Origin of the sequence: Roseomonas sp. CECT 9278 (assembly GCF_918698155.1) — a bacterium.
Classification (GTDB): domain Bacteria; phylum Pseudomonadota; class Alphaproteobacteria; order Acetobacterales; family Acetobacteraceae; genus Neoroseomonas.
This window is the reverse complement of the sequence record NZ_CAKKLX010000018.1, coordinates 22,004-44,991: the sequence shown is the minus strand read 5'-3', so window position 1 is coordinate 44,991 and position 22,988 is coordinate 22,004. Positions and strand designations below refer to the sequence as shown.

At 72.8% G+C, this 22,988-nt stretch carries 15 protein-coding genes; 11 read left to right on the top strand and 4 right to left on the bottom strand.

The genetic code is table 11. The annotated features are described in order from the left end of the window. The first annotated feature begins 235 nt into the window (after window positions 1–235). The 3 genes from LQ222_RS13455 (at window position 236) to prfB (ending at window position 5,564) form a co-directional block, all read left to right on the top strand. Complete coding sequence (locus LQ222_RS13455; protein ID WP_230167085.1) at window positions 236–1,369, top strand: N-acetylmuramoyl-L-alanine amidase; 1,134 nt, start codon at window positions 236–238, stop codon at window positions 1,367–1,369. A gap of 305 nt (window positions 1,370–1,674) precedes the next feature. Then, window positions 1,675–4,236, top strand: coding sequence for a penicillin-binding protein 1A (locus tag LQ222_RS13450; protein WP_230167083.1), 2,562 nt, complete (start codon window positions 1,675–1,677; stop codon window positions 4,234–4,236). A gap of 196 nt (window positions 4,237–4,432) precedes the next feature. Beyond that, window positions 4,433–5,564, top strand: a protein-coding gene (gene prfB, locus LQ222_RS13445) for a peptide chain release factor 2 (protein ID WP_230167081.1) whose coding sequence is annotated in 2 segments (ribosomal slippage) — window positions 4,433–4,501 and window positions 4,503–5,564 — 1,131 coding nt in all. Because the reading frame shifts where the segments join, the coding sequence is not laid out codon by codon here. A 3-nt stretch (window positions 5,565–5,567) separates the two neighbouring features. Here the strand turns inward: prfB and LQ222_RS13440 are convergent. Continuing rightward, window positions 5,568–6,425 (bottom strand): hypothetical protein, encoded by an 858-nt coding sequence (locus LQ222_RS13440; RefSeq protein WP_230167079.1) that lies wholly within the window; start codon window positions 6,423–6,425, stop codon window positions 5,568–5,570. Between the two features lie 152 nt (window positions 6,426–6,577). Here LQ222_RS13440 and LQ222_RS13435 point away from each other — a divergent pair, with 152 nt between their 5' ends. Genes LQ222_RS13435 through LQ222_RS13425 form a run of 3 tightly spaced genes read left to right on the top strand, consistent with a single transcriptional unit; the run spans window position 6,578 to window position 12,113 of the window. After that, on the top strand, window positions 6,578–9,091 hold the full coding sequence (locus tag LQ222_RS13435; protein WP_230167077.1) for a glycosyltransferase: 2,514 nt from the start codon (window positions 6,578–6,580) through the stop codon (window positions 9,089–9,091). After that, window positions 9,088–9,651 carry a hypothetical protein gene (locus tag LQ222_RS13430; RefSeq protein ID WP_230167076.1) on the top strand — a complete coding sequence of 188 codons (564 nt, stop codon included), beginning with the start codon at window positions 9,088–9,090 and terminating at the stop codon, window positions 9,649–9,651. The genes LQ222_RS13435 and LQ222_RS13430 overlap by 4 nt, the downstream gene beginning before the upstream one ends. Continuing rightward, window positions 9,648–12,113 carry a hypothetical protein gene (locus tag LQ222_RS13425; RefSeq protein ID WP_230167074.1) on the top strand — a complete coding sequence of 822 codons (2,466 nt, stop codon included), beginning with the start codon at window positions 9,648–9,650 and terminating at the stop codon, window positions 12,111–12,113. Before LQ222_RS13430 ends, LQ222_RS13425 begins: the two co-directional genes overlap by 4 nt. Before the next feature lie 4 nt (window positions 12,114–12,117). Here LQ222_RS13425 and LQ222_RS13420 read toward each other — a convergent pair whose 3' ends face one another. Beyond that, on the bottom strand, window positions 12,118–14,007 hold the full coding sequence (locus LQ222_RS13420; RefSeq protein WP_230167072.1) for an AMP-binding protein: 1,890 nt from the start codon (window positions 14,005–14,007) through the stop codon (window positions 12,118–12,120). Window positions 14,008–14,170: 163 nt separating this feature from the next. On the opposite strand from LQ222_RS13420, the gene LQ222_RS13415 reads away from it, so the two are divergent. From LQ222_RS13415 to LQ222_RS13395, 5 genes are read left to right on the top strand one after another with little or no spacing between them, the layout of a single operon-like run. Beyond that, a complete protein-coding gene (locus LQ222_RS13415) occupies window positions 14,171–14,479 on the top strand; it encodes a DUF485 domain-containing protein (RefSeq protein WP_230167070.1) in 309 nt (102 codons plus the stop codon). Next, a complete protein-coding gene (locus LQ222_RS13410) occupies window positions 14,476–16,158 on the top strand; it encodes a cation acetate symporter (protein ID WP_230167068.1) in 1,683 nt (560 codons plus the stop codon). Before LQ222_RS13415 ends, LQ222_RS13410 begins: the two co-directional genes overlap by 4 nt. A gap of 42 nt (window positions 16,159–16,200) precedes the next feature. Beyond that, on the top strand, window positions 16,201–18,021 hold the full coding sequence (locus tag LQ222_RS13405; protein WP_230167066.1) for a DUF294 nucleotidyltransferase-like domain-containing protein: 1,821 nt from the start codon (window positions 16,201–16,203) through the stop codon (window positions 18,019–18,021). A gap of 2 nt (window positions 18,022–18,023) precedes the next feature. Continuing rightward, window positions 18,024–18,695 (top strand): 3'-5' exonuclease, encoded by a 672-nt coding sequence (locus LQ222_RS13400; protein ID WP_230167064.1) that lies wholly within the window; start codon window positions 18,024–18,026, stop codon window positions 18,693–18,695. 33 nt (window positions 18,696–18,728) lie between these two features. Beyond that, the gene (locus tag LQ222_RS13395) at window positions 18,729–19,436 is read left to right on the top strand and encodes a PolC-type DNA polymerase III (RefSeq protein WP_230167063.1); all 708 of its coding nucleotides are present in this window, start codon (window positions 18,729–18,731) and stop codon (window positions 19,434–19,436) included. Here LQ222_RS13395 and LQ222_RS13390 read toward each other — a convergent pair whose 3' ends face one another. Both LQ222_RS13390 and LQ222_RS13385 read right to left on the bottom strand, forming a co-directional pair. Beyond that, the gene (locus LQ222_RS13390) at window positions 19,437–20,861 is read right to left on the bottom strand and encodes a DUF294 nucleotidyltransferase-like domain-containing protein (RefSeq protein ID WP_230167061.1); all 1,425 of its coding nucleotides are present in this window, start codon (window positions 20,859–20,861) and stop codon (window positions 19,437–19,439) included. 88 nt (window positions 20,862–20,949) lie between these two features. Next, the gene (locus tag LQ222_RS13385) at window positions 20,950–22,956 is read right to left on the bottom strand and encodes a right-handed parallel beta-helix repeat-containing protein (protein ID WP_230167059.1); all 2,007 of its coding nucleotides are present in this window, start codon (window positions 22,954–22,956) and stop codon (window positions 20,950–20,952) included. Between the last annotated feature and the right edge of the window lie 32 nt (window positions 22,957–22,988).

Here is a 22,988-nt window from a genome sequence, read left to right as displayed (position 1 = left end):
CGTCCTCGGTTTCCTTGCCGGCGATATAGCGGCAGGGCGGCAGGCACCGAATTGTTACTTCGAGATATTCATTATGCATCCTGGCTGACTGGCCCGGAATCTCGACGGCGCACGGGGATCGGCACCGTGCCGCGCCTCACGCGCCACTTGAAGCTTCCCATGGCAAGCTGCTGGTCAAACTGGCATTATGGCTGCCGACCCGGCGAGCGGCCGGGGCGTTTGAGGGGAAGTCTGGATGTTCGGCCCGGGGCGACGCCCCCTGCTGGGACTTGGTCTGTTCGCTGCCATCGGCGCCGCGCCGGCCCGCGCCGGCACCATCACCGGCGCCGCGCTGGCGGCCGCCGGCCCCGGCGCGCGCCTGACCCTGCCGGTCCAGGGCGACCAGCGCTGGTCGGTGCGCGTGCTGGACGACCCGCGGCGCCTGGCGCTGCACCTGCCCGATGCCGCGTGGCGCGGCCCGCCCAGCCTGCGCGGCGCGGGGCCGGTGCGCGCGGCGCGCTTCGTCGCTGCCGAGGACATGCTGCTGGTCGACCTCATGGCGCCGGCGCTGCCACGGCCCGGGCCGGCGCGCGCGGGCCATGTCGTCATCGAGATCCGCCCGGCCTCGGCCGCCGATTTCGCCGCCGCCGTGCGCTCCGGCCGCGACATCCTGGCGGGGCAGGCGCGCTCGCCCGCGGCCCTGCCGCTGGTGGTGATCGACCCCGGCCATGGCGGGCGCGACCCCGGCGCGATCGGCACCGCCGGCACCCAGGAAAAGCGCATCGTGCTGGCCGCCGCCATCGACCTCAAGGCGCGACTGGAGGCCGCGCGCACCTGCCGCGTCGCGCTGACCCGCACGCGCGACATCTTTGTCCCGCTGGCCGACCGGGTGGATTTCGCCCGGCGGCGCGATGCCGCGCTGTTTGTCTCCCTGCATGCCGACAGCGCGCCGGGCGCGCGGGGCGCGTCGGTCTATACCCTGGCCGAGACGGCCTCCGATGCGATGTCGGAGGCGCTGGCGCGGCGCGAGAACCGCGCCGACATCGCCGGCGGGCTGCGGCTGCCCTCGGTCAGCCCCGAGGTCCAGCGCATCCTGATCAGCCTGGTGCGGCAGGAAACGCGGGCCGGGTCGGCGCGCATCGCCCGGCTGGCCGTGCGGGAACTCGGCGAGGAAGTGCCGCTGCTGCCCAATACCCACCGCGAGGCCTCCTTCGTCGTGCTGAAGGCGCCGGAGATCCCCTCCGCCCTGGTCGAGCTCGGCTTCCTGTCCGACCCGCGCGACGAGGCGGCGCTGCGCCGGCCCGAGCACCGCGCGCGGCTGGCGAGCGCGCTGGCGCGGGCGGTGCGCGGGTGGCTCGACGCGACCGGCGCGCAGGCCGCGGCCGGGTGACCGGCCCGTGCAACCCGCGCGACGGCGCGGCGTTGCAGGGGCCGGGCGCGGCCGCGCCTGGAACATGCCGCGTTCTCTCGCGCTCGCGTCGCAGGCTCCAGCCTCTCGTTTTCAGGGCATCTTCACGCGTTCGGATGATTCCAGCTGACCGCGATCTGCTCCAGCGGGGGCATCACGCCACCGTGACAAGCCGCGGCGCGCGGCGGCCGGCGCGCGGGACAGTCGCGAGCGTGACGGAAATCGTGTAGGTGCCGATGGTGTCTTCGAATCCTCTCCGCGCCGATGCCCCGCTCGATCCCGCCCGCATGAAGCGCCGGCGCAACGCCGAGTCCGCGCCGACGCCCGCCGATCCGCCCGCCGAGGCCGCCGCGGAGCCCGCCGAGCGCCGGCGCGACAAGACCGCAAGGCCGCGGCGGCGGCGGCGGGGGCTCGGGCTGTTCCGCCTGATGTTCATCCTGCTGGTGGGGGGTGGGCTGGTGGCGGGCGTGGCGGGCTTCGGCCTGTATCGCCAGATCGCCGAGGACCTGCCCGACTATCGCTGGCTGGCCGACTACGATCCGCCGCAAATGAGCCGCATCTACGCGGCCGACAGCCGGCTTTCGGCGGAACTCGCGACAGAACGGCGCGTGTTCGTGCCGATCGAGGCGATCCCGCGCCGCGTGCAGCAGGCCTTCGTCTCGGCCGAGGACCAGCGCTTCTGGGACCATGCGGGCGTCGATCCGCTGGGCATCGGGCGCGCCATGCTGACGGCGATCGAGAACTACGGCAGCGGCCGGCGGATGGGGGGCGCTTCCACCATCACCCAGCAGGTCGCGAAGAACATGCTGGTCGGCGCCGACCGCACCCTGATGCGCAAGGTGCGCGAGGCGATCCTGGCGGTGCGCATCGAGCAGGCGCTGTCCAAGGAACGCATCCTCGAACTGTACCTCAACGAGATCTTCCTCGGCCAGCAGGCCTATGGCGTGGCGGCGGCGGCGCAGGCGTATTTCAACAAGGGCCTCGATGAACTGACCCTGGCCGAGGCCGCCTTCCTGGCGGCGCTGCCGAAGGGCCCCAACAACTACAACCCGGTGCGCTTCCCCGAGGCCGCGCGCGCGCGGCGCGACTGGGTGCTCGACCGCATGGCCGAGGACGGCCACATCACCCGCGAAGAAGCCCGCTACGCCAAGGCCGAGCCGATCGTGCCGCGCCCGACGCGCCGGCCCGAGGTGATCCCGGTCGGCCAGCACTTCACCGAGGATGTGCGCCGCGAACTGATCCAGCGCTTCGGCGCCGAGCAGACCACGATGGGCGGGCTGGTGGTGCGCACCAGCCTCGACCCAGAATTGCAGGCGGCGACGGAACGCGCGCTGCGCGACGGGCTGATGGCCTATGACCGCCGGCGCGGCGGCTGGCGCGGCGCCTTCGGGCAGATCGCCGCGACGCCGACCGAATGGATGCCGGCGCTGGAAGCCTACCAGCGCCCGCCGGGTGGGCTGCCGGAATGGCGGCTCGCGGTGGTGCTGGAGGTGCGCCAGGCGGATGCGCGGCTCGGCTGGGTGGATCGCGGCGATGGGCGCGGGGCGCCGCAGGCGCGCACCGGCCTGATGTACCTGCAGGACCTGGCCTGGGCGCGGCCGGCGCGTGACGGGCGCATCGGTGGCGCGCCAGGGCGCATGCAGCAGGTGGTCAATGTCGGCGACGTGGTCTTCGTCGAACCCATGGCCACGCAATTGCCCGCGCAGGGGCGCCCGGCGCGGCCGGAGCGGCTGGAACTGCGCCAGATGCCGCAGGCCGAGGGCGCGGTGGTGGCGCTCGACCCGCAGACCGGGCGCGTGCTGGCGATGGCCGGCGGCTGGTCCTTCGAACGGTCCTGGTTCAACCGCGCGACGCAGGCGCAGCGCCAGCCCGGATCGTCCTTCAAGCCCTTCGTCTACATCACGGCGCTGGAGCAGGGCATCCCGCCGAACCAGGAACTGCTCGACGAACCGATCGAGATCCTGGCGGGCGGGCGGGTCTGGCGGCCGCAGAACTACACCGCCGGCACCGCCAATGGCTGGGTGACCATGCGCTCCGCGATGGAGCGCAGCCTGAACCTGGTGACCGTGCGCCTGGCGCAGCAGATGGGCATGGATGCGGTGGCGGACAGCGCGGCGCGCTTCGGTGTCATTCCGAACATGCCGCGGTACCTGGCACTGTCGCTGGGTGCTGGCGAGACCACGGTGATGCGGATGGCGGCCGGCTACGGCGCCTTCGTGAATGGCGGGCGCGAGGTGGTGCCGACGCTGATCGATTCCGTGCAGGACCGCCGCGGGCGCGTGATCTGGCGCGCCGACCGCCGCGCCTGCGCGACCTGCAACGCCGCCAGCCCCGAGGCCGGGCCGCCCGACCTCGTGGACCCCGCGCGCCGCCAGGTGACCGACCCGATCGCGGCCTACCAGATGGTCTCCCTGCTGCAGGGCGTGGTGCAGCGCGGCACCGGGGCGAATGCCATCGGCAACCGCCTGGGCCGCCCTGTCGCGGGCAAGACCGGCACGACCGACGACTACAAGGACAACTGGTTCGTCGGCTTCACGCCGGACATCGTGGTGGCGGTGTGGATCGGCTTCGACGACCCGCGCAGCCTGGGCAATGGCGAGACCGGCGGCGGCAATGCCGCGCCGATCTTCCGCGAGGTGGTGGCCGCCGCGCTCCGCGACAGCCCGCCGGTGCCCTTCCGCGCGCCGCCGGGTGTCGCGCTGGTGCGCGTCAACCTGGGCGGCGGGTCGATCCTGGAAGCCTTCCGCCCCGGCACGGAGAATTCCGCGCGGCGCTGGCGGGCCGACGGCGATCCTGAAGGCGGCGGGTCGGCCGGGCGCGTCGACAGCAACCTGGGCGGGCTTTATTGACACCAACGGCCGCTGTCAGCGGCTCGTTGGCGTGGTTCTTCGTCTCCTCAGACGCCGGGCGCCGGCTCCGCCGGCTTGGCTTCGCGGCACTTGCCGCGGGCCGCAGTCGCGGCCTCGGCCACCTTTGGCGGCCGGGGGGCGCCTTTGATGTTGCACGCCCTCGACAGCCCGCGCCGCGCGCCCTAAACCCCGCGCCATGCGCGCCGAAGCCGAATCCCTGAACGAGCAGATCACCGCATCGGTGTCCCTGCTGAGGAGGCATCTTTGACTGGGATGCCGCCGTCCGCCGCCTCGAGGAACTGAACGCCCGCGCCGAGGATCCGGCGTTGTGGAACGATGCCGCCGAAGCCGGGCGCGTGATGCGCGAACGCGGGCGGTTGTCATCGCAGGTCGATGGCGTGCGCAAGCTTGAACGCGACGTCGCCGATGCGATCGACCTGATCGAACTGGCCGAGGCCGAGGGCGACGACGCCACCGCCAATGCCGCCGTGGCCGACCTGGAAACCTTCGCCGCCGAAGCCAAGCGCCTTGAGATCGAGAGCCTGCTCTCGGGCGAGGCCGACGCCAATGACTGCTACGTGGAAGTCAACGCCGGCGCCGGCGGGACCGAGGCGCAGGACTGGGCGCAGATGCTGCTGCGCATGTACATGCGCTGGGCCGAGAAGCGCGGCTTCAAGGTGACGCTGACCGAACAGTCCGAAGGCGAGCAGGCCGGCATCAAGTCGGCCACGCTGCAGGTGACCGGCGCCAATGCCTATGGCTGGATGAAGACCGAGAGCGGCGTGCACCGCCTGGTGCGCATCAGCCCCTTCGATGCGGCCGCACGGCGCCAGACGTCCTTCGCGAGCGTCTATGTCTATCCGGTGATCGACGACAAGATCGAGATCGAGGTCAATCCGGCCGACCTCAAGACCGACACCTTCCGTGCGTCCGGCGCCGGCGGGCAGCATGTGAACAAGACGGAATCGGGCGTGCGCTTCACGCATATCCCGACCGGGATCGTCGCGGCCTCGACGCAGGACCGCAGCCAGCACCGCAACCGCGCCATCGCGATGGAGATGCTCAAGGCCCGCCTGTACGAGCTGGAACTGCGCAAGCGCGAGGCGGTGTCGGACGCGGTGGAAGCCGGCAAGACCGATATCGGCTGGGGCCACCAGATCCGCAGCTACGTCCTGCAGCCCTACCAGATGGTGAAGGACCTGCGCACCAGCGTCGAGAAAGGCAATCCCGCCGCCGTGCTGGATGGCGAGCTGGACGAATTCATGGCGGCCGCGCTGGCGCAGCGCGTGGGTGCCACGCGATCGGATGCGAGCGCCAACGCGCGCTGAGGCTCAGCCGTCGTTGACGTGGCGCTGCAGGTTCTGCGCCATGCGGTCGATGTCGTCGAAATTGGTCACCAGCGCGCGCTTGTCCTTCGCGGTCTGGCGCAGCGGGGAGGGGCCGAACAGGTTGCCCACCTGCGCCGGCCCGAAGCCGGCCAGGCGCGCGATGCGTTCCGCCTGCGGGCCGGCCACCGCCTGCCCGCCGATGATCTCCGGGTAGGTCACTTCCAGGAAGCGGGAATAGCCGCCGAAGGCGCGCTGCACGAAGCGGCGCGTCTTGAGGATGGGCAGCATGTAGGCCAGCGCCTGCTCGGCGCCGAGCGTCACCTGCATGCCCTGCGCCGCGTCGGCGTCGTTGCCGGTGTGGTAGATGCCGCGGGTCTCGGCGATGACGTGGCTCGCGAAGCATTCCGCCAGGTCGGGGCGGATCAGGTGGATCACCCCGGCGCGGCGCGACTTCAGCCAGTTCGCCAGGAAGTTCGACCCCGGCGCGCCGCTGGGCATGCTCCAGATCGGCGCGAAGCTGCCGAGGTTGTTGTACATCAGGTCGAAATGCAGCATCGCCGGCGCCACGCGTTCGCGCAGCCGCGCGATGAAGCCGTCCAGGCAGGCGCCCATCTCCTCAGCCTCGAAGCCGAAGCCGCCGCGCGCGGCGACGAACTCGGCGAAGAAGCCGCGGAAATCGGCGCCGCCGGGGCCGGGCTGGAAGACCTCGCCCAGCGAGCGCGCGAGCGTTCCGGCCGATAGCGACGTGCCGAGGAACTTGGTGCCGCTGCGCTGCGTGGCGATGGTGACAAGGAACGGCGGGCAGTCGTCGGACAGGGTGGCCTCCCGGTAGCTTCGGCACTGGCGGGCCGGCCCGCGCATGTCACCTTTGTCATCATCCTACAACAGGCGCACGGGTCCGTGTGCGGTTTTCCCGGCGCCGCGCTTGACCCTGCCCGGGGCGCGGTATACCGCCGCCGCACCGCGATGCGAGGGACGCGGCGGGGGCTGGGCGCGATTTGGCAGTGACGGTCATGCATGTCTCGCACGGCGCTGCGGGTGGCGCCGGGCGGGCGGGCCGGCGGGCGCATCTCGCGACGCGCGCGGCCGGGCTGCTGTCGGCCTTCGCCTTCCTCGCGGGCGAAGCCGGCGCGCCGGACGACATCCTGCTGCGCCCGCGCCCACCCGAACTGCCCGGCGAGGCGGCGCTGGCGAAGGCGCTGCACGAGCGCGTGCAATGGGGCGTCGTGCAGTCGGCGCGGCGCGCGGCGACCAACACGCTGTTCTCGATCGCGCATCCGGCCCTGGCGCTGGAAGGCCAGGCGCTGTTCGACGCGGCCGACGTGATCCACCTGCATTGGACATCCTGGGCGGTGTCGCCCGCCACGCTGCGCCACTGGCTGGCGGCCGGGCGGCAGGTGGTCTGGACGCTGCACGACCTGTGGCCGATGACCGGCGGCTGCCATTACCCGGCCGGCTGCGAGCAGTACCGCACGGCCTGCCTGCAATGCCCGCAGCTGGCCGATGCCTGGTCGCTGGTGCCCAATGCCTTCGCGGAAAAGCGCGCCGCGTGGTCCGCGCCAGGCCCGGTGGTGGTCGCGCCGTCGGCCTGGATGGCGGCGCGCGCGGCCGAGAGCGCCATCCTGCGCGGCTGCCGCATCGAGACGATTCCGAACGCCGTCGAGACCGACGCCTTCGCGCCCCAGCCCGACCGCGACGGGCTGCGCGCGGCCTGGGGCCTGGCGCCGCAGGACCTGCTGCTGGTCGCCGGCGCGCATGACAACCGCGAGGCCCGCAAGGGCGGCGCGCTGCTGATGGAGGCGCTGCACGCCCTGGCCGCGGATGGCCGCCTGGCGGCGCTGCTGCCGCCGGGCGCGCAGGTGGCGGTGGCGGGCTTCGGCAAGTCCGCGCTGCCGCCGGTCGCGGGCCTGCGCCGGCTCGATTTCGGCGAGGTGGCAGAGGATGCGGTGCTGGCCGACATCCTCGGCGCGTCGGATCTCGCCTGCATACCCTCGCTCGAGGACAACTACCCGAACGTGGCGCTGGAGGCGCTGGCCTGCGGCACGCCCTGCCTGGCCACCCCGGTGGGCGGCTTGCCGGAACTGGTGCGCGAGGGCAGCAGCGGCGTGCTGGCCGGGGCCGCGACGGCGGAGGCATTGGCCGAGGCACTTCTGCGCTTCGTTGCACGCCACCATGGCGATGCCGGGCTGCGCGCCTCGGCGCGCGCGCAGGTGGAGGCGGAGAACGCCATCCCGGTGGTCGGCGCGCGGCTCGCGGCGCTGTATCGCGACCTGGCCGGCGGAGGCCGCGCCACCGACGCGGCCGCGCATGGCCGCGCGCTGCGCGCCTTCGCGCAGGCGCCGGTCGAGGTGGCGGCGGTGCCCGGCGCGCCCTTCCTGCGCTTCCCGGCCAACCTGCTGCTGCGCGATGCCGCTGGGCCGGCGGTGGCGGGCGTGGCGGTGGCGCCGGCCGCGCCGCCCGCACCGGGCGCGCTGCGCGTCATGGCGCTGCGCGCGCAGCACGCGCATCACGGCGCGCGGTCGGGGCCATGGCAGTTCCTGCGCCACCTGCCCGAGGGGATCGACGCCGCCATCCGCGCGACGCCGCTCGGCGCCACGCTGGCCGGCATCGAGGCCGGCGCCTGGCGCGACTGGGGTCGGCTGCTCGGCACCGTGCCCTTCGGGCAGCAGGGCAATGCCTGGTTGGCGGAAACCGAGATCCTGGCGGAATGCGCCGATGCGCGCTTCGACCTGGTGCATGCGATCGACGGCGAGCTGGCGCTGTGGCTGCTGCCGCGCATCCCGCCCGCGCTGTTCCAGGGCGGGCGGCGCCCGGCCATGGCCGCGACCTTCCACCAGCCGCCCGCGCTGCTGGCCGGCATGGTGAACCCGGCGCTGCTGGCGGCGCTGGATGCCGTGGTCGTGCTGTGCGAGGCGCAACGCAGTGCGCTGGCCGGGCTGCTGCCGCCCGAACGCCTGCATGTCATCCCGCACGGCATCGATGCCGGCTTCTTCACGCCGGCCCCGCAGGCGCCGGGCGATGGCTTCCGCCTGCTCGCCGTGGGGCATTGGCTGCGCGACTTCGAGACGCTGTTCGCCACGCTGGCGCTGCTGCGCGGGGCCGGGCTCGATGCGCGGCTGCGGATCGTCTCGCCCAATCCGCCGCGCGGCGTGCCGGCGGGTGTCGAGGTCGAGGCCGGGCTGCCGGACGAGGCGCTGCGCGAGGCCTATCGCGACGCCGATGCGTTGTTGCTGCCGCTGACCGACGCCACCGCGAACAACGCGATCCTGGAAGCCATGGCCTGCGGTCGGCCGGTGGTGAGCACCGATGTCGGCGGGGTGGCCGAGATGACCGCCGGCGCCGCGCTGGTCGGCCCGCCCGGCGATGCGCGCGCGCTGGCCGATGCGGTGCTGTCGCTGGCGGGCAACCGCGCGGCCGCCGCCGCACTGGGCCGCGCGGCGCGGGCCCGGGCGGAGGCGCTGGACTGGCCGCATATCGCGGCGCGCCATGCCGCGCTCTATGCGGCGATCGCGGGGGCGCGCGCATGAGCCGCGTGGTGGTCCTGCCGCCGGCCGCCTGGATCGCCGAGGGCGATGGCGTCGCGGCGCGCTTCACCGCGCCCGGCCACGGGCGCCTCGCGGTCTGGGCCACCGGTGCGGATGCGGCGGCGCGCCTGCATCGGGCCGATGGCCAGGTGCTGGACTTCACCGTGCTGGAGGGCTGCGCCTTCGCCGGCTGCGATGTCGTGGCGCCGGAGGCGCTGCGCGTCAGCGCGCCGGCGCCGCCGCTGCATTGCCTGGTGCTGCTGCGCGCCCATCACGGCGCCTCGCCCAGCCTTGCCGGCGCCTGGCCGCGGGCGGTGTCCGCCCCGGTGCGGCGCGGCCCTGACGACCTGGCGGCCACGCGCGCGCGGATGGATGCGGCGCTGCGCGAGGCCGACCTCGATGCCGCGCTGGCCGCGCTGGCCGACATGCTGCTGCTCGCGCGCGCCGATGGCGCGACGCAGGAGGCCAGCGGCGCATTGCTGCGCCACCTCGCGCGACACCCGATGCTGCGCGGCGTCGGGCTCGGCGCGCTGGTGGCCGCCCTCACCGAGGTGCCCGCATGACTCTCATCATCCTCGACCCCAACCTGGAGGGGGAGGCGGGGCATCACCTCGCGTATGACCTGGCGATCGCGAAGGAGGCGATCGCGCGCGGGGAGGCGGCGACGATCATCGCGCATCGCCGCTTCGCCGCCACCACGATCGAGGGCGTGCGGATCCTGCCGCATTTCACCGAGACGACCTATGCCGTGCGCAGCACCGACCCGGTGACCGGGCGGCTCGATGACTACCGTGCGTTCAACGACCTGCTGCAGGACGAGCTGGCCGCCCTGCCGCGCGGGGACTTCCGCCCGACGGACTGCGTGCTGGTGCCGACCACCACCGAGAATCACCTGGCCGGCTTCCTCGGCTGGATGAAGGGGTTCGATCCGATCGAGGCGCCGCTGTTCGTGGTGCACCTGATGTTTCCCTCGGGCGTCGCGGTGGATGCCGGGGGAGAATCGGCGGTGGAGGACCCGCTGCGCGCGCTGTTCTACCGCCTGGCCGACCGCATCGCCCAGGAGGCCGGGCCGCCGGTGCACATCTTCGCCAGCGGCGGGCAGCATGCGGCGGAGTTCTCCGCGCTGCTGTGCCGCAAGGTCGCGCCGCATCCGCTGCCGATCCGCCCCGAACCCGGATCGGCCGTGCCGGCGCAACGCGCGCTGCTGTTCGCCGGCGATGCGCGCATCGACAAGGGCGTGGCCCTGCTGCCCGCGCTGCTGCCGCGCCTGGCCGGGGCGCATCCCGAATGGCGCTTCGCGGCGCATGTGAACGGCGCCTCGGCCTGGGGCGAGGCGCGGGCGGCCACCGAGGCGCTGGCGGCGCTGCCCCCCGGCGCGCCCAATATCGAAGTGGCGACGGGACGCCTGGCGCCGGGGGCGTATCTCGACCTGCTGCGCGGCGCGCGCATCGCGCTGTTCCCCTACGACCCTGTGCTGTACCGGCGCAAATCCTCGGGGGTGCTGTGGGAGGCGATCAGCCTGGGCCTGCCGGTGGTGGTGCCGGCGGGCACCTGGCTGGAGCACGAGGCGCGGCACTGGGGTGCGGGGCATGTGACCTACGCCGCGCACGGCGTCGATGGGATCGCCGGCGCCTTCGCCGAGGCACTGCCGCGCATCGCGGCGCTGGAGGCGGCATCGGTCGCGGCGGGCCTACGCTTCCGCGCCGCGAACGGCGCCGCCGCGCTGGTCGACCAGGTCGCCGCGCTGTGGGTGCGGCACAAGGCGACCGCCACGCTGGTGCGGCGCGCGCAGCACGCGACGATCGACCTGCTGCGCCTGGAGGCCGGCTGGCACCGCCCCGAGACGGTCGATGGCCGCCAGGTGCGCTGGACCGCGCAGGAGCCGGTGATCGCCTTCGACTGGCCCTTCGACGAGCCCTGGGAGGTCGAGGTCACGCTGCTGTCCTTCTTCGGCGCCGATCAGCTCGACCGCTGCGAGGCGGTGGCCGGGACGGGCCCCGCGACGTTGTCCAGCACGCGCATCGGCCGCGGGGCGCGGCTCGTGGTGCAGGGGCCGGGGCCGGGGCGCGCGCAACCGCGCGTGACGCTGAAGCTGCGCCTGCCCTTCACCTATCGCCCTGCCAACGAGGCGCGCGACCTGGGCGTGCTGGTGGCCGGCCTGCGGGTCGGACCGGTGGCACAGGATGCCGCGGCGCGGCTGGCGCGCCCGCAGGATGGGCCGGTGGCGCGGGTGCTCTCGGCGGCGGCGGCGGGCGGCGGCTGGCCCGTGGCGCCGGCGGTGAGCGGCGATGTCGTGGCCGATGCCGCGACCCCTTGCGTGGTCGCGCTGCGCTTCGCCGCGGCGCAGGTGCCCGCCATCCGCGGGCTTGCCTTCTACGTGAATGCCGTGCCGGTGCCGCTCGTGGTCAGCGCCGAGGGCAAGGGATGGCTCGCGACCGCGACGCTGCCGCCGGCGCTGCTGCGCCAGGGAACGCCCTTGGCCTGGGACCTGGTCGGCGGCGCGGCGGATGGGCCGGTGCCGGTGCTGGTGGCGGCCGGTGCGGCGCCGATGGCCGGGACCGCCGCGGGCGTGGCGCTGTCGGCGGCGCTTCCGCCGGAGCCCGTGACCGCAGCCGAGCCGGCCGCCGCGCCGCCCGGCGAACGTCGGATCCGCTGGGACCTGTGCGCGGGCATCGGGGCGGAGGAAGGCCCTTTCGAGGAACTCGGCATTCCGGCCGGGGTGCGCTGGATCGTCGCGCGCAGCGCGCGGCTGGTGGTGGAATCCCCGCAGGACGGCCCGGCCCGGCTCGTGCTGCGCTATCGCAGCCTGCTGCCCAGCCAGGAGATCGGCGCCGCGCTGAACGGCGATGCGCCGGTGGCGCTGGCGGCGGCCGGATCGGGCCTGCGCGAGGCGCACGTGCTGGCGATCGACCTCGTGCTGCGGGCCGGGCTGAACGAACTCCGGCTCGACTTCAGCGGCGCGGTGCGCGAACCCGGCACCGGGCGCGAACTGGTGATGCTGGTCGAGGATGCCGCGCTGGACTGACGCGTCAGCGCATCGCGGCCTTCAGCACGCCCGTCACTTCCTCCAGGATCAGCGGGTCGTCGATGGTGGGCGGCACGATGTAGTCGTCGCCATCGGCGATCTTGCGCAGCGTGGCGCGCAGGATTTTCCCGGAACGCGTCTTGGGCAGGCGCGCCACCACGCGCGCCTCCTTGAAGGCGGCGACGGGGCCGATGCGGTCGCGCACCATGGCGACCAGGTCCGTGGCGATGTCGGCATCGGCGCGGCTGACGCCGGATTTCAGCACGACAAGCCCGAGCGGCACCTGGCCCTTCAGCGTGTCGCGCACGCCGACCACGGCGCATTCCGCGACGTCGGGGTGGGCGGCGAGCACTTCCTCCATCGCGCCGGTCGACAGCCGGTGGCCGGCGACGTTGATGATGTCGTCGGTGCGGCTCATCACCGAGACATAGCCCTCGGCGTCGATCATCCCGGCATCCGCGGTGCTGTAATAGCCGGGATGCGCCGCGAGATAGGCCTCGCGGAACCGGTCGTCCGCGTTGAACAGCGTGGGCAGCGCGGAGGGCGGCAGCGGCAGCCGGATCGCGAGGCTGCCGATCTGCCCGCGCGGCACTTCCTGGTTCGCTTCGTCGAGCACCACCACGTCGTAGCCCGGCGCGGGCTTGCCGCCGGAGCCGGGCCTGGTCGGGAACAGGCCGAGGCCACGGAAATTGCCGGTGATGGTCCAGCCGGTCTCGGTCTGCCACCAATGGTCCACCACCGGCTTGCCGAGCAGGCGTTGCGACCAGGTGATGGTGTCGGGGTCGCAGCGCTCGCCCGCCAGGTACAGCGCCTCCAGCTTCGACAGGTCGTGGCGCATCAGCAACGCGCCCTCGGGGTCTTCCTTCTTGATGGCGCGGATCGCGGTGGGGGCGGTGAACAGCACCTTCACGCCGTGCTGCGCGCAGACCCGCCAGAAGGTGCCGGCATCGGGCGTGCCGACCGGCTTGCCCTCGAACAGCACGGTGGTGCAGCCGGCCAGCAGCGGCGCGTAGACGATGTAGGAATGGCCCACCACCCAGCCGACATCCGACGCGGCCCAGTACACGTCGCCCGGCCCGACGCCATAGACCATGGACATGGAGGTGTGCAGCGCCACCGCGTGCCCGCCATTGTCGCGCAGGATGCCCTTGGGCGCGCCCGTCGTGCCCGAGGTATAGAGGATATAGAGCGGATCGGTCGCCGCCACGCTGACGCAGGCATGCGGCGCGGCGGCGGCCTCGGCGTCCAGCAGGTCCTCGTCGCGGCCGGGGATCAGGTCGCAGGGCGATTGCGGGCGCTGCAGGATCAGCACCGATGACGGCTTGTGTGGTGACAGCGCGATCGCGGCATCGATCAGCGGCTTGTATTTCACGATGCGCCCGGGTTCGAGCCCGCAGGAGGCCGTGACGATGGCGCGCGGCTTCGCATCGGCGATGCGCGCCGCGAGCTCGGCCGCCGCGAAGCCGCCGAACACCACCGAATGCACGGCGCCGAGCCGCGCGCAGGCGAGCATCGCGATCGCCGCTTCGGGCACCATCGGCATGTAGATGACGACGCGGTCGCCGGTGCCCACGCCGCGCGCGGCGAGCGCCCCGGCCAGGCGCGCGACGCGGTCGAGCAGTCGCGCATAGGTGATGGTGACGACCTGCCCGGTCATCGGGCTGTCCCAGATGATCGCGGCCTGGTCGCCGCGTCCGGCGGCGACGTGGCGGTCCACCGCGTTGAAGCAGGTGTTCAGCCGCCCGTCGGGGAACCAGCGGCCATAGACGCCGAGCGCGGGATCGAAGGCGCGCGACGGCGGCGTGTCCCAGGCGATGCCCGTCGCGGCGGCCAGCCACCAGCCGGCCGGGTCCTGCTGCCAGCGCGCATAGGTCGCGTCGTAGCCCGTCGTCATGCGCGGTTCCCCCCTCGGTTGCCGCAAGCCTGGACCGCCCCGGCGGCGGCAGGCAAGGCCCGCGCGCCTGTTGCGCCAGATCAAGCTTCGCCATGCGCGGCGCGTCTATGGGTGCCACGCGGCTGCGACCGGGACAGGCGCCAGGCAACAGGAAGGCCAGGCCATGAGTGACGACGCGCATCTGCGGGTGCTGAACAGCCCGCAATTCCAGGAGCTGGTCCGGCGACGCGCCGGCTTCGCCTGGACCCTCTCGGTCATCATGCTGGTGATCTATTTCGGCTTCATCGCGCTGGTCGCCTTCGCCAAGCCGCTGCTGGCGATGAAGGTGGGCGGCGGCGTGACCTCGCTCGGCATCGTGCTGGGGCTGGTGGTGATCGTCTCGGCCTTCCTGCTGACCGGCATCTATGTGCGGCGCGCCAATGGCGAGTTCGACGCGATGACCGCGCGCCTCAAGGCGGAGTTGGAGTCATGAGGCGCCTGCTGTGGATCGCCGCGGCGCTGGCCGCGACCGCAACCGCCGCGCATGCCGCCGGCGCGCTGGAGGGCGAGGTCGATCGCCAGGCGCTGAACTGGGCGGCGATCGTGATGTTCTTCCTGTTCGTGCTTGGCACGCTGGGCATCACCTGGCGGGCGGCGATGCAGACGCGTTCGGCGGCGGATTTCTATGCCGCGGGCGGCGGCATCACCGGCTTCCAGAACGGGTTGGCGATCGCCGGGGACTACATGTCGGCAGCGTCGTTCCTGGGCATCTCGGGCCTCGTCTTCGCGTCGGGCTTCGACGGGCTGATCTATTCGATCGGCTTCCTGGTGGGCTGGCCGGTGATCCTGTTCCTGATCGCGGAGCGGCTGCGCAACCTGGGCAAGTTCACCTTCGCCGATGTCGCGTCGTTCCGGCTGGAGCCGACATCCATCCGCATCCTGTCGGCGACCGGCACGCTGGTGGTGGTGGCCTTCTACCTGATCGCGCAGATGGTTGGCGCGGGGAAGCTGATCCAGCTGCTGTTCGGGCTGGAATACCTGTACGCCGTGGTGATCGTGGGCATCCTGATGATCGTCTATGTCGCCTTCGGCGGCATGAAGGCGACGACCTGGGTGCAGATCATCAAGGCCTGCCTGCTGCTGGCCGGCGCGTCCTTCATGGCCTTCATGGTGCTGTGGCGCTACGGCTTCAGCCCCGAGGCGATGTTCGCGGATGCCGTGCGCGTGCATCCGCGCCACGATGCCATCATGGCGCCGGGCGCGCTGGTGTCGGACCCGGTCTCGGCGATCTCGCTCGGCCTCGCGCTGATGTTCGGCACGGCGGGTCTGCCGCATATCCTGATGCGGTTCTTCACCGTCAGCGACGCGCAGGCGGCGCGCAAGTCGGTCTTCTACGCGACCGGCTTCATCGCGTATTTCTACATCCTGACCTTCATCATCGGCTTCGGCGCCATCACCTTCCTGATGACCGATGACAGCTTCTACACGGCGGGCGCGGGGGGCGTGATCAACCGCATCACCGGGCTGCTGGGCGGGACCAACATGGCGGCGGTGCACCTGTCCGCCGCGGTGGGCGGGTCGCTGTTCCTCGGCTTCATCTCGGCGGTGGCGTTTGCGACCATCCTCGCGGTGGTGGCGGGGCTCACGCTGGCGGGCGCCTCCGCGGTCAGCCACGACCTCTATGCCGAGGTGATCGCGCGCGGCCGCGCCGATGAACAGAAGGAGGTGCGGATCTCGAAGATCTCGGCGGTGGTGATCGGCATCGTCGCGATCGTGCTGGGCTATGTGTTCGAGAACCAGAACGTCGCCTTCATGGTGGGCCTGGCCTTCGCCGTCGCGGCATCGTGCAACTTCCCGGTGCTGCTGATGTCGGTGTTCTGGCGCGGCACCACCACGCGCGGGTCGCTGATCGGCGGCTTCCTGGGCCTGGCCAGCGCGGTGGTGATGGTGGTGCTGTCGAAGGCGGTCTGGGTGCAGACGCTGGGCCATGCGGAGGCGGTCTTCCCCTACGACAACCCGGCGCTGTTCTCGATGACCATTGCCTTCGTGGGGATCTGGCTGTTCTCGAAGCTGGACAACAGCGCCCAGTCGAAGGCCGAGAAGGCCGGGTTCGACGCGCAATACGTGCGCTCCGAGACCGGCATCGGCGCGTCCTCGGCGCATATGCACTGAGGCGCGCGGCGCGGCCCCCGCAAGGGCCGCGCCGGCACAGCCATGGCGACCGGCTTCGACACGCAGAACCCGCCCTTCGACCGGCTGACCCAGCCGGAGGCCGAGGAACTGCGCGCCGCCGCCGACATCGGCTACTTCGCCCCGGGCGAGACCATCATCGCCCGCGGCGCGGCTGCCGATGTGCTGCACGTGGTCCTCAAGGGCGCGGTCGAGGCGCGCGAGGGGGAGGCGCTGCAAGGCGTGCTCGGCCCGCGCGACAGCTTCGACAGCCGCGCCCTGGTGCATGGCGCGGCGGGCGAGGATTTCCGCGCCGCCGAGGAGACGCTGTGCATCCTGCTGCCGGGTGCGCTGGTGCGCCGGCTGATCGCGCGCAACGCGGCCTTCGCGGCGTTCTTCTACGCCGATGTCTCGCGCAAGCTGGAGGCCTTCGCCGAGGCGCGGCGGCCCGAAGGCGGCATGGAATCCGTGCTGCGCGCGCGCGTGCGCGATGCCATGCGCCACCGCGCCGAATTCATCGACGCCGGCGCCAGCATCGAGCAGGCCGGCGCGCTGATGGCCGCGGCGGATGTGAATGCGCTGTTCGTGCGCGACGGTGCCCGGATCGGCGTCGTCACCGGCATGAACCTGGCGAAGGCGGCTGTGCTGAAGGCGCTGCCTCTGTCCACGCCGGTCGGCGCGCTGGCCAATTTCGGGATCGTCGCGGTCGCCGCCGACGACCTGCTGCTGGATGCGCTGCTGGCCATGACGCGCCACAACAAGCGGCGCCTTGCGGTGCGCGATGGCGATGGCTTCGTGGGCTTCCTCGAGGATATCGACCTGCTCGGCCGCTTCGCCGGCAATTCGCAGCTGATCCCCCGCCGCATCGATGCCGCGCGCGACGTGGCGGAACTGGCCGAGCCCGCGCGCGCCATCCAGGACCAGGTCGAACGCCTGCACCGCCAGGGCGTGAAGGTCGAGGTGATCGCCGAGATCACCTCCGACCTCAATCGCCGCCTGTTCGTGCGGCTGTTCGACCTGGTGGCGCCCGCCAGCATCCGCGCCGAGGGCTGCCTGATGCTGATGGGCAGCGAGGGCCGCGCCGAGCAGACCGTGCGCACCGACCAGGACAACGGCCTGCTGCTGGCCGCCGAGGTGCCGGACGCCGATATCGCGGCGTTCCGCGAGGCCTTCTCCGGCGCGCTCGATGCCTTCGGCTTCCCGCCCTGCCCGGGCAACGTGATGGTGCGCAACCCGCTGTGGTCGCAGACCGCCGCTGGCATGGAGCGCCAGCTGCGCCGCTGGGTCGATGCCCGCACGCCCGAGGCGGCGATGAACATCGCCATCTTCCTCGATGCCGTGGCGCTGACCGGGCGCACCGCCTTGCTGGACGACACCAAGGCCGCGCTGCTGCGCATGATGCGCGGGGAGGCTGCGCGGATGGCGCATTTCGCGCATCTGATCGACAGCTTCGCGACACCGTCGCTGGGCGTGCTCAGCACGCTGATGACCAGCGTGGGGGTGGGCGAGGACGCGATCGACATCAAGAAGGCCGGAATCTTCCCGATCGTGCACGGCATCCGCACCATGGCGCTGGATCGCGGGATCGCCGCCACGCCCACCGCCGCGCGCATCGCCGCGCTGGTCGGCGCCGGCGCGCTGCAGGAGGAACTCGGCCGCGACCTGCTGGGCGCGCTGCGCGTGTTCATGGCCTATCGCATCGCGACGCAGATCGAGGCGGTGCGCCGCGCCAGCGTGGAGGAGGAGGCGCTGGTCCGCCCCTCCCGCCTGACCGCCGCCGACCGCGACATATTGCGCGACAGCCTGCGCGTGGTGCGCGTGTTCCGCGAGGTCATCGCCACGCGCTACAAGACGAGCGTCTTCTAGCGATGATCGCGTGGCTCCGCCGTCGTCTCTGGCGCGCCGCGCTGGCCGATCCGGATTTCCTGTTCCTGCTGGACGATCCGCCCGAGGACGAGGCGGTGTCGCTCGATTGCGAGACAACCGGCCTCGACCCCTGGGTGGACGAGATTGTCGCCATCGCCGCCGTCCCGGTCATCGGCAACCGCATCGCTGCCAGCCGGCGCTTCGAAGCGGTGGTGAAGCCCGAACGCATGCCCGAGGCCGGGTCGATCAAGGTGCATGGGCTGCGCCGGCGCGACGTGGCCCGCGGCCGCCCGATGGCCGAGGTGCTGCCGGAATTGCTGCGCTTCATCGGCCCGCGCCCGCTGGTCGGCTACTACATCGACTTCGACGTGCGCATGATCGACCGCTATGCGCTGCACCAGATCGGCGCCCGGCTGCCGAACCGGCGCATCGAGGTCTCCTCGCTCTACTACGACCGCAAGTATGGCAAGGCGCCGCCGGGCACGACGGTGGATCTGCGCTTCGCGTCCATCCGGCGCGAACTGGGCATTCCCGACCTTGGCCAGCATGACGCCTTCGCGGATGCGCTGATGGCGGCGATGATGTGGGTGAAGCTGCGCGACCTGGCGGCGCGCGGGCAATGGCTGAAGCGCGACGGGCGGCGCGAGGCGACCGCCGCGCCGCTGGGTGCGTGACGTGGCGCCGCGCCGCATGGCAGGCTGCGTGGCATGAGCGGGATCCTCCGCCGCGCCGCCGCCGCCGTCGCGAAGGGGTTGAAGCCCTCGGCCCGCGACTTCGTGCGCGCGCGGGCGCATTTCCATGCCGCGCTGCCGGGCGGGCCGCTGGCCTCGTTGGCCTATGTCGTGATCGACCTGGAATCGACTGGATTGAAGCCGACCAACGGCGATGGCCTGCTGTCGATCGGCGCGGTGCGGCTGCGCAATGCCGAGCCGGTCGGCCGCTTCACCACGCTGGTCGATCCGGGGCGGCCGATCCCGCCGGCCGGCATCGCCTATCACGGCATCACGGACCAGGCGGTGCGCGGCGCACCGGGCCCCGCCGCGGCGATCGCCGCCTTCCTGGATTTCGCCGGGGATGCCGTGCTGGTGGCGCACAACGCCGCCTTCGACCGCACGCTGCTGTTCATGGAGGAACACCGCGGCGCGCCGGCGGTGCCGAACCCGATGCTGTGCAGCATGGTGGTGTCGCGCTGGCTCGACCCGCAGGAGCCGGACCATTCGCTCGATGGGCTGTGCGGGCGCGCGGGGATCGTCATCGAGGGCCGCCACCAGGCGCTGGGCGATGCCGAGGCAACCGCCGCGCTGTGGGCGCAGCTGGTCGCGCGTGCCGGCGCGCGCGGTGTCGCGGACCTGCCCGACCTGCTGCGCCGCACCCGGATGCTGCCGCAGATCGCGCAGTCGGCGGAGAATTTCTGACTACCAGAGCTGGCCGGTGAACGACCCGAACGACCCGCGCGCGAAGGACCGCACCGCCTTCAGCGCATCGCGCAAGGCCGTGCGGTCGGGCTTGGGCAGCGCGGCGGTGTCCACCAGGTTGCCGGGCTCGGCACCGGCGGCGTGGTCGGCCAGTTGCTGCCGCAGCACGGTGTCGAGCAGCAGGGCGAAGGCCTCGGTCAGCGCCGCGGCTTCGCGCGCGGCCAGCGTGCCGTGCTGCGCCAGCGCGGCCAGGCGATCCACCGTGCCGGTCGCGGCGATGCCGTCGCGCAGCGCCATCAGCCGCGCCGCCGCGACCAGCGGCATCAGCCCATGCAGCTTGAAGTCGGTGCGCGTGCCGGGGCCGGGTTCGTCGTCGGTGAAGCCGCCCCACAGCGTGAGCCCGACCGTCAGCCCCTGGTTCTGCGCGGCCATGGCTGCCAGCAGGGCAGGGCTGCCCGCCAGCAGGCGCGACAGGTGCGCCCGCAGGGCGGCGGCCGGCGCGGCGTCCCCGGCAATGGCGCGGAAGTCGAAGGCGATGTCGGAGAACAGCAGCGCCGCGCCGGCGCGCCGCATCGCCCAGTGGTCGAATTGCCGCTGCCATTGCGGCAGGGTTTTCCGCCACAGCGGGTTGCGCGCCATGATCCCGCCGGGACACAGCGGGAAGCCGGCGGCGTCGAGCCCGGCATTGAAGGCTTCCGCGACCGGGCGGAACCAGGCGTCGACCTGCCCGTGCCGGGCATCGGGGTAGTCGTCGAGGATGAAGCCGTTGTCCTGGTCGGGGCGCAGCAGGCTCTCGCCGCGCCCGGCGCTGCCCATGACCAGCAGCGTGAACGGGACCGGCGGCGTGCCGTGGTCGGCCAGCACGCGGCCGAGCACCCGGCGATGCAGGTCGATGTTGATGCCGCTGACCAGCCCCACCACGTCGCGCGCCGGCACGCCTTCGTCGCGCAGCGCGGAGGCCACCCCCGCCTGGGCGCGCTTCACCGCGGCGTGGTCGCCGGCCAGCGCATCGAGGTGAAGCAGCAGCCGGCCGGACACCGCGGCCAGGGTCTCGTCGCGGTGGAGGATGCCGATGCATCGCCCGTCCGCGCCGATCACCGGCAGGTGGCGCAGCCGGCCCGGCCGCAGCAGCGCGACCGCCCGCCACAACCCGTCATCCTGGGCGCAGGTGGCGACCGGCGCGGTCATGGCGGCGGCGAGCGGCGCGTCGGCCGGCAGGCGGAAGGCGACGCGGCGGGTGACGTCCTGCTCGGTCAGGATGCCGACCGGGCGGCCCGATCCGTCGATGGCGAGCGCGGCGGAGGCGCCGGACGTGGCCATGGCGGCAAGCACCGCCGCGAGCGGCGCATCGGGGGCGAAGGCGGGCGGTGCGGGCGCCATGGCGGCCGCGATGCCGCCGGTCAGCGCGGCCGCGGGCGACGGCATCGGTCCAGGAGGTGTTCGGCGCATGCCACCCGCGGGGTTTGCCTCGCGGGCAGTATGGACGGCCGGCACGTCGCCGGCCACTGGCGGGTCAGATCAGGATGTCGCGCTGCGCCAGCGCCGCGGCGTCGACGCCCAGCAGCACCACCAGGTCGTCGCCGCCGAGCGCGACCAGCGTTGCCCCGTCCCCCTGCAGGATGGCCAGGCCGCCGCTGTCCGCGAAGCCGAAGCCGCGCAGGTCCAGCCGATCCACGCCCGCCGCGAAGTCGAGCACGAGGTCGCCGCCGCTGCCGGGGCCGAAGACGAAGACATCCGCCCCCGTGCCGCCCGACAGGATGTCGTTGCCGGTGCCGCCGGTCAGCCGGTCGGCGCCATCGCCGCCGGCGAGCTGGTCGTCGCCGCCCTCGCCCAGCAGGTTGTCGGCGCCCGCGCCGCCGGAGACCAGGTCGCCATCCGCGCCGGCGCGCAGCACGTCGTTGCCCAGGCCGCCGCCCAGGATGTCGCCGCCGGCGCCGCCGGAGATGGTGTCGGCGCCGGCGCCGCCGGACAGCAGGTCGTGCCCGCCCGCGCCTGTGATGCGGTTGGCCGCGGCATCGCCGGCCAGCCGGTCGTCGAAGGTGCCGCCGGTGATGTCGGGGCGATCGGCGGTCGCGAGCAGGCGGCGCGGGCCGGTGACCGCCACCGTCTCGAACCAGGTGGAATTGGCGACATGGCCGGTCAGGAGCATGGCGGGGTCGAGCGCGATGGCGATGCCCGCCGGCGTGCCGGTCAGCAGGTCCTCGCCGCCGCCCTCGGCGAGCGCGTTCCACAGGTCGGCGTCCTGCGTGCGCAGGCTGCTCCAGGCGAAGCCGGCGGTGCCCTCGCTGAGATGGATGGTATTGCCGCCGACCGCATTGCCGCCGGCCTCGGCGCCGGCTGTCAGCGTGATCGCGATGGTGTCGCGCGTGGTCGCGGTCACCACGTTGTCGGTCACCAGGTTGTCGGTCGAGAAGCCTGGGGCGACGCCGGAATTGCCGATGAAGATCTCGGCCTTGGCGGCGAAGCCGAGCCGCGTGCCGGAGGGATCGACGGCATTGCCCTCGAGCAGGTTGCCGGCGACGACGTTGCCGCTGGCGCTGTAGAGCGTGATCCCGGGGCCGTCATTGCCGAAGACCCGGTTGCCGATGACCTGGTTGCCGGTGGCGAAGGTGTCGAGCTGGATGCCGTGGCCGTCGAAGCCATCGGCTTCGCGCTGATAGGCCACGGTGTTGTTGCTGATGACGATGTCGCGGCCGGTGCCGTCCTCGGCCGACATGGCGATGACGTGGATGCCCGAGGTGCCGGTCAGCCCGGCGATGCCGTTGTTGACCACCAGGTTGGCGTCCACCAGCACGTGGCTGCCATGCACCAGGATGCCGGATTCCCCCTGGCGATAGACCGTGTTGCCGGCGATCACCGCGGGCCGGTCCGCCTCGGCCAGGGCGCCGTTGATCCACACGCCCATGGTGTCGTTGTCGTGGATGGTATTGCCGATGACGGTCAGCGCCGCCATCGCATCGCCCTCGACGTAGATGCCGCCCAGGCCGTGGTGGATGGTGCTGTTGCTGATGGTGACGTGTTCCGCATCGCCCATCACCGCGATGCCGAAGGCCTGACCGCCGCGCAGGTCGACATTGTCGATCGCGACATGCGCCGCACCGTCGATCGCGACGCCGCCCTCGATGCGCGCCTGTCCCTCGCCGTAGCTGCCGATGAGGATCGGCGCCTGCGCACTGGCATCGACGGTGACCGCGAAGCCCTGCGCCGTGGTGCCGCCGCGCTGGAGGTAGACGGTGCCGGGTTCGAAGGTGACCTCGGCCCAGCTGGTGAAGGGCTGGTCCGCCGAGCCGTCGCCGCCAGGCGCCGCCGTGGGGTCGATGAACACCACCGCGTCGATCACGACATCGGCCGCCGCGGCCGCCGGGGCAGGGGGCGGGGCCGGGGCCGGGGCGGCGGTCGTGGCCGGGGCGGCGGCGAGCAGAGTCTCCCCGGATGCGGGCCGTGCCGTCTCATCGGTCAGGTACAGCGGCACGGGCGCGCTGTCGCCGGACAGCGTCGTGGTGGATCGGAGTGTCGACACGCTGGACCCCTGCTGCGATGGCTACCCGCGCG

Excerpts from the sequence above, each read along its gene's own strand:
- LQ222_RS13410 (WP_230167068.1), top strand. The coding sequence starts at position 14,476 with ATGAGGCGCCTGCTGTGGATCGCCGCGGCGCTGGCCGCGACCGCAACC.
- LQ222_RS13395 (WP_230167063.1), top strand. The coding sequence starts at position 18,729 with ATGAGCGGGATCCTCCGCCGCGCCGCCGCCGCCGTCGCGAAGGGGTTG.
- LQ222_RS13415 (WP_230167070.1), top strand. The coding sequence starts at position 14,171 with ATGAGTGACGACGCGCATCTGCGGGTGCTGAACAGCCCGCAATTCCAG.
- LQ222_RS13400 (WP_230167064.1), top strand. The coding sequence starts at position 18,024 with ATGATCGCGTGGCTCCGCCGTCGTCTCTGGCGCGCCGCGCTGGCCGAT.
- LQ222_RS13390 (WP_230167061.1), bottom strand. The coding sequence starts at position 20,861 with ATGCCGTCGCCCGCGGCCGCGCTGACCGGCGGCATCGCGGCCGCCATG.
- LQ222_RS13450 (WP_230167083.1), top strand. The coding sequence starts at position 1,675 with ATGAAGCGCCGGCGCAACGCCGAGTCCGCGCCGACGCCCGCCGATCCG.
- LQ222_RS13440 (WP_230167079.1), bottom strand. The coding sequence starts at position 6,425 with ATGCGCGGGCCGGCCCGCCAGTGCCGAAGCTACCGGGAGGCCACCCTG.
- LQ222_RS13425 (WP_230167074.1), top strand. The coding sequence starts at position 9,648 with ATGACTCTCATCATCCTCGACCCCAACCTGGAGGGGGAGGCGGGGCAT.
- LQ222_RS13455 (WP_230167085.1), top strand. The coding sequence starts at position 236 with ATGTTCGGCCCGGGGCGACGCCCCCTGCTGGGACTTGGTCTGTTCGCT.
- LQ222_RS13435 (WP_230167077.1), top strand. The coding sequence starts at position 6,578 with ATGCATGTCTCGCACGGCGCTGCGGGTGGCGCCGGGCGGGCGGGCCGG.
- LQ222_RS13405 (WP_230167066.1), top strand. The coding sequence starts at position 16,201 with ATGGCGACCGGCTTCGACACGCAGAACCCGCCCTTCGACCGGCTGACC.
- LQ222_RS13420 (WP_230167072.1), bottom strand. The coding sequence starts at position 14,007 with ATGACGACGGGCTACGACGCGACCTATGCGCGCTGGCAGCAGGACCCG.
- LQ222_RS13430 (WP_230167076.1), top strand. The coding sequence starts at position 9,088 with ATGAGCCGCGTGGTGGTCCTGCCGCCGGCCGCCTGGATCGCCGAGGGC.